Below are 13,688 nucleotides of genomic sequence, written 5' to 3' on the forward strand. Positions count from 1 at the left end.
CCGGGAGCCCGGGGTCTGTCGTGTGGATGATGCCGGGCCCTGCGAGCCCGGCGTCGTCCGGACGAAGGACCCTAGGTCCTCGGGGCGCTCCTGGACGCCGTGCCGGCGCACATGATGCCGAGCACCAGGGTCAGGGCGCCGATGACGATGTTGTTCCAGATGACGCCCGCGTCCGGATTGGTGCCGACGATCCACGGCGAGACGATCATCCACACGCCGAGGGCGCACATGGCTCCACTGAGGCCGTACATGCGCGACGGCGCGGCGGTGAAGCCGAGGGCGAGCAGACCGATCGCGATGCCGACGATCAGGTTGTGGGGCACGAGGGCGGGCTGGCTCGTCGTGTAGTGGAGTATCCAGGGGGACACCGCACAGTAGAGGCCGAGCAGGAACACCGGTCCGTCCACCAGGACCACATCACGACCGCCGAGCACACGGTCGTACCGTGCCCGCATTTCTGGAGCATCGGGGTGGCTTGTGATGTCGCCACGGGGATGCGAGACGTGGGCCATGAGTCGTCTCCTTTGACTAGCAGGCCTGACCGCTTCTGGGCGGTATGCGGTAAGCGCCGCTTGGGCTTATTCTGCACTTATTTCCCTTTTATGTGTAGAGGCCGGAATGGGGCGTCCGCCCCGCCCCGCCCCGCTCCTCCCCGCAGGGGCTCGGCCGATGTCGCCCGCAGCGCCCGGGCCCAGTGCACGAAGAGGTCGTGCAGGGCGCGGGCCGCCAGCGGCACAGCATCCGACCTGCGCCTTCGCGGCATGAGCAGCACCCGCGCCCGGTCGCCTGCCAGTGGCCGGATACGTCGGCTACGTCGGCAAGGAGTTCCGGCCGCGCGTCTACAACCCCCTCAACGTCCCCACCATCCAACTGGTCTTCGTCAGCTTCTACCTCGGCATCGCGGCCGGTGCGCTGGAGACGGCGGCCACCTGCACCCGTACCAAGACCCGGTCCTGGCTGCACGGCGGCCACGACCGCGCGGTCGACGAGCCGTACGTCGTGGACACCTACGGCGACCTCACCGCGAAGCCGTGGGCGGTCGAGGCCTTGGCCGATGCCGCCGCCGCCGAGGGACAGAAGCTGCACGACGACCCCGACGCGGTCACCGAGCAGGCGCGCGGCTACTTCGAGGTGCGGGTGGCCGCGGTCAAGGCCCGCGCCACCGATGCCGCCCTGGAGATCGCGAGCCGCGTCTTCGAGGTGACCGGCGCCCGCTCCACCACCACGGCCGAGGGACTCGACCGGTTCTGGCGCAACATCCGCACCCACATGCTGCACGACCCGGTGCGCTGGAAGATCCAGCACATGGGCCGGTACGTGCTGAGCGGAACTCCGCCGCCCCGCCACGGCCTTCTCTGACGAACGCACTTGATCGGAGACCCCTCGTGTCCCTCACCCTCCACTGGTTCCTGCCCGCCAGCGGCGACAGCCGCCATGTCGGCGGCGGCGGCCACGGCACCCCGGCGTCCGCCTCGGGCCGGGACCGGCCGCCGACCGTCGCCTGTCTGAGCCAGATCGCCCGTGCCGCGGAGCAGCTCGGCTTCGTGGGTGCCCTGCCCCCCACCGGCGCCTGGTGCGAGGACGCCTGGCTGACCACCGCCATGGTCAGCCGGCACACCGAACGGCTGAAGTTCCTGGTTGCTTTCCGGCCCGGGTTCGCCTCGCCCACGCTCGCCGTGCAGATGGCGTCCACCTTCCAGCGTCAGACCGGCGGACGGCTCCTGCTCAACGTCCTCAACGTCGTCACCGGCGGTGAGAGCCATGGGCAGCGCACCTACGGCGACTTCCTCGACAAGGACGCCCGTTACCGCCGAACCGGCGAATTCCTGCGGATCGTAAGGGACTTGTGGGGCGTGAGACCGTCACCCTGGACGGGGAGCGCCTGAGTGTGCAGGACGCGTCGCTGGCCCGAACGCCCGGCCCGGTGCCCGAGGTGTATTCCGGCGGCTCCTCGCCCGCCGCCGTGGAGGTGGCCGCCCGGCACGTCGACGTCTATCTCACCTGGGGCGAGCCGCCCGCGCAGGTCGCCGAGAAGATCGAACGGGTTCGGTCGGCCGCCGCCCGCGAGGGCCGCACCCTGCGGTTCGGCATCCGGCTGCACGTCATCACCCGCGACACCGCCGAACAGACCTGGTCCGAGGCGTTCCGGCTGCTCGAGGGATTCGACCGGGAGACCGTGCGCTCCGTGCAGGCCGGGCTCGCCCGGAGCGAGTCCGAGGGGCAGCGGCGCATGCTCGCCCTGCACGGCGGCAGCCGGGACGGGCTGGAGATCCACCCCAACCTGTGGGCGGGCATCGGCCTGGTGCGCGGAGGAGCGGGCACCGCCCTGGTCGGCACCCACGACGAGGTCGTCGAACGGATCAGGGAGTATCACGACCTGGGCATCGAGGAGTTCGTCCTCTCCGGTTATCCGCACCTGGAGGAGGCGTACTGGTTCGGCGAGGGCGTCCTGCCCCGCCTCGCCGCGCAAGGGCTGTGGCGGCACCCCTTCGAGGAGGACGTGGGGCCGGCGGTCCCCGTCCAGGTGCCGTTCGCGCGGTAGGAGTCGACGCGTGGGGCGGGCGCGGCGGGGACCGGCGGGCCTTCCTGGACGGGGACGAGGGGCCGACTGGTCTACACCCTTGACTGGTACAGACCAATGCGGTTGAGTGTGCCCGACACCCCCCACCACGGCCGCCCCCACCCGTGGCCGGCCCCGCCGGCGCGTGCGGCGAGACCCCGCTCGGGCATGTCCTCGCCCGGGAGTGGCCGTGTCCCGCAAAGGAGTTGATCCCTTGTCGAGACGCCGCATGTCCTGCGTCCTGGCCGCCCTCATCATCGCCGCCAGTGCACCGGTGCTCCTCCCCGCCGCGACCGCCACCGCCGCCTCGGCTGCCGCCGCGTGTTCCAGCTACCCGAACTGGGTGGCCGGGCAGTGGTACAACGCCGGTGACATCGTCCGCTACACCGACGGCCGGGCGTACATCGCCGAGCACGGCAACCCGGGCTACGACCCGATCATCAGCACCTGGTACTGGGAGCCCTACTCCTGCGACAACGGCCCCGGAACGCCGGTCGGCAACTTCGTCGTGACCGAGGCGCAGTTCAACCAGATGTTCCCGAACAGGAACCCCTTCTACACCTACAGCGGGCTCACCGCCGCCCTGAGCGCCTACCCCGGCTTCGCCAACACGGGCAGCGACACGGTGAAGAAGCAGGAAGCCGCCGCCTTCCTCGCCAACGCCGGCCATGAAACCGGCGGTCTGGTCCACGTGGTGGAGCAGAACACCGCCAACTACCCGCACTACTGCGACTGGAGCCAGCCCTACGGCTGCCCGGCCGGCCAGGCCGCCTACTACGGGCGTGGGCCGATCCAGCTGAGCTGGAACTTCAACTACAAGGCCGCGGGCGACGCGTTGGGCCTCGACCTGTTGGGCAACCCCTGGCTGGTGCAGAACGACTCCTCCGTGGCCTGGAAGACGGCCCTGTGGTACTGGAACACCCAGACCGGCCCCGGTTCCATGACCCCGCACAACGCCATGGTCAACCAGGCCGGCTTCGGGCAGACGATCCGCAGCATCAACGGCTCCCTGGAGTGCGACGGCCGCAATCCCGCACAGGTGCAGAGCAGGGTGACCAAGTACCAGCAGTTCACCCAGATCCTCGGGACGTCACCCGGTGGCAACCTGTACTGCTGACACAGGACGGCCGGGCATGGTGTCATGCCCCTGACCATCTGTGACCCGGCCGCGTGCCGTCCACGTTCCCTCCGCGGACGTGGACGGCACGCGGCCATCCTTCGGACCGAAGGGCACCCCCCATGCGGACCCCCCACGCCCTGCTCGCCGCGACCGTCACGACGACCGCGCTGGTCGCGGCGGTCGTGGCGCCCACCCCCGCCGCGGGGGCCGACGCGGTACCGGCGCCCGGCACCTTCTACGTGCAGAGCGCCGCCACCGGTCTCAACGCGGCCGCCGGCGCCGGGGCCGTCGAGCAGCACCGGCCCCGCGGCAACGAGGACCACCAGCAGTGGGACCTGAGGGCGAGCGGCTCCTTGCACCTCCTGGAGAACACGGACACCCCGGGCACCTGCCTGGGCCGCGCCGGCGACCAGGCCAGGACTGTCCCCTGTGCGAGCGCCGACGCGGCCTGGGGCATCGCCCCCGCCGGTGCCGACCGGTACACGCTCGCCGCCCCCGGCACCGACCGGCGCCTCGCGGTCGCCCCCAGACCCTCCGGCGCCAACCATCCCGCCCAACTCGCCGTCTCCGCAGACTCCTCGGACCTCGCCCACTGGTATCTCACCCCGGTCTCTCCGGTCACCCGGCCCATGCCGCCCCAGGACAGCCGCACCCTGGACCAGGTCACCTTCCTCACCTCGCACAATGCCTACGCCAACGGAGTCGACGGCGGCTTCGCCCCGCCCTTCGTCAATCTCTTCCCCAATCAGACGCGAGGCATCGAACGCCAACTCGCCGACGGGGTACGCGGATTCATGCTGGACATCCACCAGACCCCGGACGGTGCGATCCTCTGCCACAACAGCTGCACCCTGGTCAGCAGGCCCCTCGCGCTCTGGGTCGACCTCCAGCGCATGGTCGATTTCCTCAAGGCCCACCCCGACCAGGTCGTCACCGTGTTCCTGGAGGACTACGTCGACCCGGGTGTGCTGCGCGCCGAACTCGCCCGCGTCAACGGTCTGTCGGACGTGCTCTACCGGCCGGACCGCACCGGCGTACGGGAGAACGGCTGGCCGGCGATGGCGGACCTGACCGCCGCCGGAAAGCGGCTGCTGATCTTCAGCGACCACAGCCGCCCCGCCGACCAGTCCGCCGGACTGACCCGGGACAGCTTCGGCGTCATGTACCAGCGCGAGTGGACCGTCGAGAACCACTGGTCCATGGGCTCGGGCGTCGGCGCCTCCGACTGGTCCTGCCACAGCCGCTGGTACGACGCCGGCACCAACATCCCGCTCACCCGTACCGAGCCGGGGTTCCGTCCCCTCTTCGTCATGAACCATTTCCGGGACGCCCCGGTCGCCGACACGGCCGGCACGGACAACGGCAAGCTCGCCGACCGCGCCCGCAGGTTCTGCCAGCCCGCCGCCCGCAAGAAGCCCAACTTCCTCGCCGTGGACCGCTACGACCTCGGCAACCCGGCGGCCGCCGTCGACGCCCTCAACACGTACACGTACCCGTAGGGCCTGGCCGGCGGATCAAGTCGGAGGAGGGAGCCGACGCGAAGCGATGGGGCCCCTCCCGCTCATGAGGATCCCCCCCCCCGATCGAGCGAAGCCGAGAGTGGGGGAGAGGGACGACAACGCCGCCTGCTCGAAGAACTTATGAGCTCGGGGGAGTGTGTGCCGGCCCCCGCGTCTCCGGCATGATCCGCCGGACAGGCCCTGACCCGGTGCGGAGCGAGGAGGGCCGCTGCCGGCCCGGCGCCGCGACGCGCCCTACACCAGCCAGATTCCGTCCCGCATGAGATGCCGCTTCGGCAGTTCGTGCTCCTCGCACCAGGCCTGGACCGCCCGGGGGCGTACCCGGAAGAACGCGTAGCCGGCCCGGTCCGCGCGCGGATCCCAGCGGGTCTTCTCCCGGAACGCCTCCGCCGCCGTCGGCGGCACCTCCCGTGCGCCGTACGTCTCCACCACACCGTCGATCAGGACGACGTCCCGCGTGTCGCCGAACGCCAGCCGGGTCCGGCCGTTCTCCCGCAGATTGAGGCCGGTGGGGTTGGCGGGCCGGGTCGCCAACCAGACGGCTTCGCCGTCCCACACGAACCACAGCGGCACCAGGCAGGGCAGCCCCTCGGCGTCCGCCGAGGCCACCCAGATGTCCGTCTCCCGCTCCAGACGGTCCAGGACATCGCTTCTGCGCTGCTTCCGACTCCGCTGCGGTGACTTGGTGATCTTCATGCGCGGACGGTAGCCGAGTGGTCCGCCCGGACGCCTCGGGCCGGCGTCGTAGGTCTTCGGGCCCACGTCCTGGGCGCTGCCGGGAGCGGGACTGGCGCGTACGTACGTTTTACGTATAACCTCTGCCGATCGATCCCACCCCGGAGAGGTCCCGATGAGACGTGTCGCCCTGGTCACCCTGGTCGTCGACGACTACGACGAGGCGATCCGCTTCTACACCGAGTCCCTTGGCTTCCGGCTCGCCGAGGACACCCCCCGGCCCGACGGCTCCCGCTGGGTCGTCGTCGAACCGGACGCGGGCGGCACCGGCACCGGCCTGCTGCTGGCCCGGGCCAAGGGTGACGGCCAGCGCGCCCGTGTCGGTGACCAGGCCGGCGGACGCGTCGGCTTCTTCCTGCACACCGACGACTTCGCACGCGACCACGCCCGGATGACGGCCGCGGGCGTGACCTTCCTGGAGAGTCCGCGCCACGAACCGTACGGCTCGGTCGCCGTCTTCCAGGACCTGTACGGCAACCGCTGGGACCTGCTTCAGCCCGCCGGCTGATCCCGCACACCGGCATCGCCACCGATTCCGCCCCCGCTCCGCCCTCCCCTCCGACACCGAACCACTGAGGAACGCCCGCCCATGACCGCGCCCCGCATCACCCCCGACACCGACACCCTCCGCCGGCTGCCCAAGGCCGTGCTGCACGACCACCTCGACGGCGGACTGCGTCCGGCCACCGTGGTGGAGCTCGCGGACACGGTCGGCCACGCCCTGCCCACCACCGACCCGGACGAGCTCGCCGCCTGGTACGTCGAGGCCGCCGGCTCCGGTGACCTGGTGCGCTACATAGCCACCTTCGAGCACACCCTCGCCGTCATGCAGACCCGCGAGGGACTGCTGCGCACCGCCGAGGAGTACGTGCTCGACCTCGCCGCCGACGGTGTCGTCTACGGCGAGGTCCGCTACGCCCCCGAGCTGATGACGAAGGGCGGACTGACCCTGCCCGAGGTGGTCGAGGCCGTGCAGGAGGGCCTCGCGGCCGGTATGGCCAAGGCCGCCGCCGCGGGGACGCCGGTGCGGGTCGGGACGCTGCTGTGCGGCATGCGGATGTTCGACCGGACGCGGGAGATCGCCGACCTGGTGGTGGCGTTCCGGGACGCGGGCGTCGTGGGCTTCGACATCGCCGGCGCCGAGGACGGCTTCCCCGCCGCCGATCACCTGGACGCCTTCGAACACCTGCGCCGCGAGAGCGTGCCGTTCACCGTCCACGCCGGCGAGGCCCACGGCCTGCCCAGCATCCACCAGGCGGTCCAGCTGTGCGGCGCCCAGCGCATCGGTCACGGCGTGCGGATCACGGAGGACATCGTCGACGGCAAGCTCGGCCGGCTCGCGGGCTGGGTCCGCGACCGCCGTATCGCGCTGGAGATGTGCCCCACCTCCAACCTCCAGACCGGAGCAGCCGGCTCGATCGCCACGCACCCCATCACCGCGCTGAAGGACCTCGGCTTCCGGGTCACCCTCAACACGGACAACCGGCTGGTGTCCGGCACCACGATGACCCGTGAGATGTCCCTGCTGGTGGAGCAGGCCGGCTGGACCGTCGAGGACCTGCGGACCGTCACGGTGAACGCCGTCAAGAGCGCGTTCCTCCCGTTCGACGAGCGCAACGCCCTGCTCAGGGACGTGGTCCTGCCCGGCTACGACTCCGTGCGCTGAAGCAGTCCCCGTACATAGGCGGCCTGTCCGACGTGCTGGAGATCGTCGGACAGGACGCTGACCAGGCGCACCCCCAGGCTCACCGGCGGGTCCCAGCGCTCGTCCACGATGCGCTCCAGGTCCTTGGCGGCCAGTGCGCGCAGGGCGTCCAGGGTCTGCTCGTGCACCGCGTCGTAGTAGCCGGTGAGGAGGTCGCCCGAGTCGACCCGTACCTCGGCGACCCGCTCCGGGGTGTGGCCGTACCCGGTGTCGTGGCGGGGCAGACCGAGTGCGAACCGCTTCTCGAAGCCCCGGGCGAGCCACACCTGGTCGAGCCCGAAGGCGTCCGCGACATGGTCGTCCTGGATCCGGGTGAGGTGCCAGACCAGCCAGGCGACGGAGTTGGCGCCCGGGGCCGGCGCAGTGTTCAGGGCGTCCGGGCCGAGTCCGGTCACGGCGGCGTGGACCTCTTCGCGAATTCTGCCGTAGCCGTCGATGAGGATGTCCTTGGCAAGCATGGCACCACCCTCGCGCATCCCGCCGTCGTACGCGCCCTGGCTGCACCCATGGGCGCCACGCCGGCCGCGCGCGGACACGCGCCGTCCTTCCCTTCTCCGTGCGCCGGTCGCTACGCCTGCCCGCCGTCCAGCAGAGCCATCAGCGCCCGCGCCGCCGGACTGGTCGCCTCCTCGGGCGGGACCAGCACCACACTCTCGTACACCGACTCACCGGTGTCCTTCAGCGGCAGCGCGGTCAGCGCCGCGCGCTTGTGCCGGAAATGCTGGGGGACGACGGCGATGCCGAGGTTCTCGTCGACCAGGTCCAGCAGACTGTGCACGTCGTTCACCTCCAGCGCCACTGTGCGCCGTACGCCGGCAGCGGCGAACGCGGTGTCGGTGGCGCGACGCGGGCCCCAGTCGGGATGGAAGTCCACGAACACCTCGCCGCCCAGATCGTGCGGGTTCAGCGGCGTCCCGGCCCGTGCCAGGCGGTGATCGGGATGGCAGAGCACGGTCATCGGTTCGCTGGTGAGGGCCACCGACCGCAACTGGTCGGGGTCCGTGTGGGTCCGGTAGGCGAAGGCCAGGTCGAGGCGTCCCGCCGCGACCTCCTCCGCCAGTGCCGCCGAGCCCCATTGACGCAGCCGGATCTCCACATCCGGATGGCGCCGCCGGAAATCGGCCAGCAGTTCCGCCAGATGCACCCCGGCGATGCACTGCTCGGCGCCCAGAGCGAGCGTGCCGCGCAGCACTCCCTGTACCGCGGCCACCGCCTCGTGCGCCGCCCGCACCTGCGCCAGGATCCGCTCAGCCTCCACCAGCAGCGCCCGTCCGGCCTCCGTGAGCGTCACCCTCCGGGTCGTCCGTACGAACAACGGCGTCTGCAACTCGCGCTCCAGGGAGCGGATCGACGCCGAAAGACCCGACTGGGAGACCAGCAGCCGCTCCGCCGCACGGGTGAAGTGCTGGTCCTCGGCGACGGCGACGAAATGCTGAAGATGACGCAGTTCCATGATTGAGAAGCGTATTCGCTGAATTCCATCGGATTCTTCTGTTGGACCGCTGCCCGCGGACCGCGACAGAGTGGAACCCGGTTCTGGTTCCACAGAGCCGGACACCCGCGCACCAACCCCCTGGAGTCACGTTGTACACCCCGCACCCCGACCGTTACGCGGATCTGCCCTACCGGCGCACCGGACGCAGCGGGCTCATGCTTCCCGCGCTCTCGCTCGGTCTGTGGCACAACTTCGGTCCCGACCGCCCCGTCGAGACCCAGCGTGCCATCCTGCGCCGCGCCTTCGACCTCGGCGTCACCCACTTCGACCTCGCCAACAACTACGGCCCGCCCCCCGGCGCCGCCGAGTCCGCCCTCGGCGAGGCCCTGCGGGCGGACTTCGCGCCGTACCGCGACGAGCTGGTGATCTCCACCAAGGCCGGCTACCTGATGTGGCCCGGTCCGTACGGCGAATGGGGCTCGCGCAAGTACCTGCTGTCCTCGCTCGACCAGAGCCTCGGCCGCATGGGCCTCGACTACGTCGACGTCTTCTACTCGCACCGCTTCGACCCGGAGACTCCGCTGGAGGAGACGATGGGAGCCCTGCATTCGGCGGTCCAGCAGGGCAAGGCGCTCTACGTCGGCGTCTCCAACTACTCCGCGGAACAGACCCGCGAGGCCGCCCGCATCCTGGGCGAGCTGGGCACCCCGCTGCTGATCCACCAGCCCCGCTACTCGATGCTCGACCGGCGCCCGGAGGACGAGGGCCTGCTGGACGCCCTGGATGAGCTGCGGGTCGGCTCCATCGCCTACTCCCCGCTGGAGCAGGGTCTGCTGACCGCCCGCTACCTCGACGGCATTCCCGAGGACTCCCGGGCCGCGAGCGACAGCCCGTTCCTGAACACCGACGCCGTCACCGGTGAGCTGGTGGAGCGGCTGCGCACGCTGAACGGGATCGCCGAGTCCCGCGGCCAGAGCCTCGCGCAGATGGCGCTCGCCTGGGTGCTGCGCGGGGGACGCGTGACCTCGGCCCTGGTCGGGGCGAGCAGCCCGCGGCAGCTGGAGGACAGTGTCGCGGCCACCCGCAACCTCGACTTCGACGCGGACGAACTGGCCCGCATCGACGCCGTCGTCAAGCAGTAGGGCGGGCGCCCCGAGCAGATCTTTTCCGGCCGTGTCGTCGACGTCATGACGGCACGGCCGGCGCCGTGCCAGGTCCGCTCCCTGCCGTGCCGGGCACCGTTACCCACAGCATTCTGGCCAACAGGAGAGGCGAATATGCCAGGAGAGTGGCCGGAAAGGCATGGTGACAGTGATTCAGCGGTGAACATACTCGACAACGAGAGCGCTTCACCCCGCGCAACGGCGTCCTCACGCACAGCACGCGACCCACCGGAGAGCGAGCCCGGTCGGCCGCCGGGCAACGCAACCGGGGGAGAGAATCGTGCACGACGAGTTCCTGTGCCACGTCACGGCGTACGGAGTCTGCGACGGCCGCCGCATCGGTGTGCCCCTCGGCACGTACCGCGCTCCCACCCTGGCCCTCGCCCTGTGGTGGCTGCGCGACCGCGCCTCCTGGATCGCCGAGCGCCTCGACCCGCAGCCGGAGGCCGAGCATTTACCCCCGGGCGCGCTCGTCCCCGTCGCCGACGGGGTGCCCGACGTACCCGCCGTGCTGCGCGCCTGGTGCGGCGACACCGCTCGACAGGAGGAAATGGCCGAGGCCCTGGCCGCCGGACAGATGGTGCGCCTCGCCACCGGCGACGAGACCACCGAGTACGAGCTCCTGGCCGAGTCCGTGGACGCCCTGCGGATGCAGCGCGCGGCTCCGGTCCTGGGTGTCCCCGTCGCCTGATCCGTGCCCCGCCCGGCCCCACCCGCCACGCCAGGCACTCGAGCGGGCTAATCGGTGGAATCCAGACATGGTCGAGCCGCCGGTCGCACCGGAGCTCCTCGTGGAGACCGACAGCGGCTCCACCCTGATGAGCCCGGTTCGCGACCACCACGTCGGACGCGACCCGTTGAGCGACATCGTCATGGACGACGCCGGGGTCTCCTGGCACCACGCGGTGCTCCGCCCCGGTGACGGCCACTGGACCGTCGAGGACGAGCGCAGCACCAACGGCACCTGCACCGACGGCCACCGCGTGCACGTGAAGGACGTGGGCCCCGGCAGCGTCATCCGCTTCGGCAGTCCTCAGGACGGACCGAGTGCCGTCCTGATCGACCGGCCGCCGCCCGCCCCCGAACGCCTCTCCGCCGTGTCGAGCCCCGCCCGGACCGGCACCTACCGACAGCCCACCACCGTACGGCCGCTGCCCGCCCGCACTGTCCGTACCGGCCGCGCCGCCGACAACGACCTCGTCATCGACGATCTCGTGGTCTCCCGCCGGCACGCCGAACTGAGGGCGCTGTCCGACGGGACGTACGAGATCGCCGACCCCGGCAGCCACAACGGCACCTACCTCAACGGCAGGCCCGTCACCAGCGCCCCGGTCGGCCCCGGTGGCATCGTCGGCATCGGCCACTCCGCGCTCCGCCTCGTCGGCGACGAACTCCAGGAGTACGTCGACACCGGCGAGATCTCCCTCGACGTGCAGGACCTCACCGTCGCCGTCGACAACGGCCGCACGACCCTGCTCGACCAGGTGTCCTTCCCGGTGGGGGAGAAGTGCCTGCTCGCCGTGGTCGGCCCGGGCGGCGCGGGCAAGTCCACCGCTGCGCACCGCCGCCACGGGGGGGGGCGGCGCCACCACGACCGCTCCCGAGGGGCACCCCGCCACCCGCGTGGACCTGCGCGGAAGCCGGAGCGGGAGCACGGATGGAGACGGGAGCGAAAACGCCGTCGGGGACCGGAGCGGAACCGTGCCGGCGGGGGAAGAGGCGGAGCGGGATGCGCCGCAGCCCCCACCGGCCTGGGCGGAGCCGGTGCTCGGGCCGGTGGACCTAGGACCCTCGGGACTCCCGTGCGGTCCCGTCAGCCGGCTGCCCCCGTCAGCCGGTCCGACCGGCCTCGATGGTGCCCTCGATGGTGCGTCTCCCGGGCCAGCAGCGCGCCCGCGAAGCCGGCGACCAGACCCCACAGGAGGGCCAGCCCCAGCGCGACCGGCAGACGCGGTTTCAGCAGAATCCGACCGGAGAGCCCCGTGCCCAGGTCGCCGATGCCGAGCACGGACAGGCCGAGCCGGACGGAGATCCGGCCGACCAGACAGATCGTCAGGACCGCCAGTGCGAGCGCCACCGCCAGGTGTACCGCGTGCTGCCAGGCCCGGACCCGGGCCGGTGACAGGGCCGCCATCACGAACGCCACGGCCAGCAGCAGGACCGCGTCGGCCACCAGCAGCCACCACACCCTGCCGTCGTGCTCGGCGAGCGTGCTCAGGTTCAGCGCCGAGACGTCCTCGGTGCGCAGCACCTCGTCGAGGAGGTGCGGCATGGGCAGTCCGAAGGGGCCTTCCACCCTGCCGTCCCAGGTGGCGCCCAGCCCGATGGTCAGCGCGAGCCAGGTCACGTTGGGCAGTCCGAGCAGGATCACGGCGAACGTCTCCGCCGGGTGCCCCCGCGTCGCCGCGACGACCAGCGCGATCACGAGACCGATGACGACGAAGGCGAGCAGCAGTTGCAGCATCGCGTGCGCCGCGGGCCGTACCGCCGTCTGGAACCGGAGCAGCCGGCCCGGCAGCGGGGCGCCGCGCGACACCAGCAGGGCCAGCACCAGGACACCCGCCAGCCAGAGCAGGCCGACGAGAACGGTCAGCGGCACATCGGCGGCGAAGCCGACCTCGGGGGAGAGCCCGAACAGATCACTGAGATCACGCAGGGCGCCTTTTCCGAGGGAGATCTTGAACGTGTGCCGGGCGGCGAATGCCAGGCAGAGCAGGGCGATCAGCCACAGGGCGACGATCCTCGCGGCCCACCCGGCAAGCTCCGGCGCCCCGGTGACGGCCCGGTGGCGCAACGGGCGAAGAAAGCCCCAGCCGATGAACAGGGCGCCGGTGAGAGTGACGGACAGCGGCATGACGGTCAGGCCGCCCTCCGCGCCGGCCAAATCGCCCGCGTCGCCGGCCAGGCCCACCGACCCGCCGACGGCCGTGACGACGGTCGCAGCGAGCACCCGGGGGAACGAACCGTCCGGGAGATCCGCGGCACCGGCCGCCCACAGCCCGAGCGCGGCCACGAGGCCCATGGCGATCAGCCCGCCCAGCACCGTGAAGAGGGCCTGCGCCCAGCCGTGGCGGGCGACCGCCGGGTCGGAGAGGGTGCGTGAACTCACCACTGCACGCTAAGCAGCCTCCGCACAGGGCGCCTGCCGGGAGGTCCGTCCGCGCCGGCTTGCGGCGGGTGTATCAACGGAGCACACAATGAACGCGTAACGGAAGAATCGTTATGTCGACATTGGTCTGATGGGCATCTCCTGAAGCCGCGCTGGGAAGAGGGACTCGTGACCGTCGAACCGCCGTCCTCCGGCCGGCCCACCGGATCCCCTCCGGGCCTCTGCCGGGCTCCTCCCCGCCCCCGGCTCCGGACCGGCGACGGGCGAGGGCAATCCCCCCCGGTGAGCCACCGTCGAGCGAGCCCGGGGACAGCACCCCGACGACCGGCGAGCCGCCGCCG

General features: G+C 71.5%; 11 protein-coding genes and 3 pseudogenes. 9 read left to right on the plus strand and 5 right to left on the minus strand.

Features of this window, described 5'->3' with window-relative positions; genetic code table 11:
* Positions 1-71: 71 nt before the first annotated feature.
* Entirely contained in the window at positions 72-512 is a 441-nt protein-coding gene (locus ACFP2V_RS24320) for an SPW repeat protein (RefSeq protein WP_381216370.1), read from the minus strand.
* Positions 513-804: 292 nt separating this feature from the next.
* Here ACFP2V_RS24320 and ACFP2V_RS24325 point away from each other — a divergent pair.
* From ACFP2V_RS24325 to ACFP2V_RS24340, 4 genes and pseudogenes are all read left to right on the plus strand, one after another.
* Positions 805-1,359 (plus strand): annotated as a pseudogene (locus ACFP2V_RS24325) (acyl-CoA dehydrogenase family protein); the annotation flags it as partial.
* Positions 1,360-1,385: 26 nt separating this feature from the next.
* Positions 1,386-2,542: pseudogene (locus tag ACFP2V_RS24330) on the plus strand (LLM class flavin-dependent oxidoreductase).
* A 232-nt stretch (positions 2,543-2,774) separates the two neighbouring features.
* Positions 2,775-3,677, plus strand: a complete 903-nt coding sequence (locus tag ACFP2V_RS24335; RefSeq protein ID WP_381216373.1) for a glycoside hydrolase family 19 protein — start codon at positions 2,775-2,777, stop codon at positions 3,675-3,677.
* Positions 3,678-3,799: 122 nt separating this feature from the next.
* Entirely contained in the window at positions 3,800-5,179 is a 1,380-nt protein-coding gene (locus ACFP2V_RS24340) for a PI-PLC domain-containing protein (protein WP_381216375.1), read from the plus strand.
* Positions 5,180-5,434: 255 nt separating this feature from the next.
* Here ACFP2V_RS24340 and ACFP2V_RS24345 read toward each other — a convergent pair whose 3' ends face one another.
* A complete protein-coding gene (locus ACFP2V_RS24345; protein ID WP_381216378.1) occupies positions 5,435-5,896 on the minus strand; it encodes a pyridoxamine 5'-phosphate oxidase family protein in 462 nt (153 codons plus the stop codon).
* Between the two features lie 154 nt (positions 5,897-6,050).
* Here ACFP2V_RS24345 and ACFP2V_RS24350 point away from each other — a divergent pair, with 154 nt between their 5' ends.
* Entirely contained in the window at positions 6,051-6,443 is a 393-nt protein-coding gene (locus ACFP2V_RS24350) for a VOC family protein (RefSeq protein ID WP_381216381.1), read from the plus strand.
* Positions 6,444-6,524: 81 nt separating this feature from the next.
* Positions 6,525-7,601 carry an adenosine deaminase gene (locus ACFP2V_RS24355; protein ID WP_381216384.1) on the plus strand — a complete coding sequence of 359 codons (1,077 nt, stop codon included), beginning with the start codon at positions 6,525-6,527 and terminating at the stop codon, positions 7,599-7,601.
* Here ACFP2V_RS24355 and ACFP2V_RS24360 read toward each other — a convergent pair.
* Both ACFP2V_RS24360 and ACFP2V_RS24365 read right to left on the minus strand, forming a co-directional pair.
* Positions 7,583-8,098 carry a mycothiol transferase gene (locus ACFP2V_RS24360; protein WP_381216480.1) on the minus strand — a complete coding sequence of 172 codons (516 nt, stop codon included), beginning with the start codon at positions 8,096-8,098 and terminating at the stop codon, positions 7,583-7,585. The genes ACFP2V_RS24355 and ACFP2V_RS24360 overlap by 19 nt on opposite strands.
* A gap of 110 nt (positions 8,099-8,208) precedes the next feature.
* A complete protein-coding gene (locus ACFP2V_RS24365; protein ID WP_381216387.1) occupies positions 8,209-9,093 on the minus strand; it encodes a LysR family transcriptional regulator in 885 nt (294 codons plus the stop codon).
* Positions 9,094-9,224: 131 nt separating this feature from the next.
* Here ACFP2V_RS24365 and mgrA point away from each other — a divergent pair, with 131 nt between their 5' ends.
* The 3 genes and pseudogenes from mgrA to ACFP2V_RS24380 form a co-directional block, all read left to right on the plus strand.
* Positions 9,225-10,217 carry an L-glyceraldehyde 3-phosphate reductase gene (mgrA, locus tag ACFP2V_RS24370; RefSeq protein ID WP_381216390.1) on the plus strand — a complete coding sequence of 331 codons (993 nt, stop codon included), beginning with the start codon at positions 9,225-9,227 and terminating at the stop codon, positions 10,215-10,217.
* A gap of 301 nt (positions 10,218-10,518) precedes the next feature.
* A complete protein-coding gene (locus ACFP2V_RS24375; protein ID WP_381216393.1) occupies positions 10,519-10,929 on the plus strand; it encodes a hypothetical protein in 411 nt (136 codons plus the stop codon).
* Between the two features lie 67 nt (positions 10,930-10,996).
* Positions 10,997-11,791 (plus strand): annotated as a pseudogene (locus ACFP2V_RS24380) (FHA domain-containing protein); the annotation flags it as partial.
* A 260-nt stretch (positions 11,792-12,051) separates the two neighbouring features.
* On the opposite strand, the gene ACFP2V_RS24385 reads toward ACFP2V_RS24380, so the two are convergent.
* Positions 12,052-13,347: a streptophobe family protein gene (locus ACFP2V_RS24385; protein ID WP_381216396.1), complete on the minus strand. Its 1,296-nt coding sequence runs from the start codon at positions 13,345-13,347 to the stop codon at positions 12,052-12,054.
* Positions 13,348-13,688: the final 341 nt, after the last annotated feature.

Source organism: Streptomyces incanus (assembly GCF_042656345.1).
GTDB classification, from domain to species: domain Bacteria; phylum Actinomycetota; class Actinomycetes; order Streptomycetales; family Streptomycetaceae; genus Streptomyces; species Streptomyces incanus.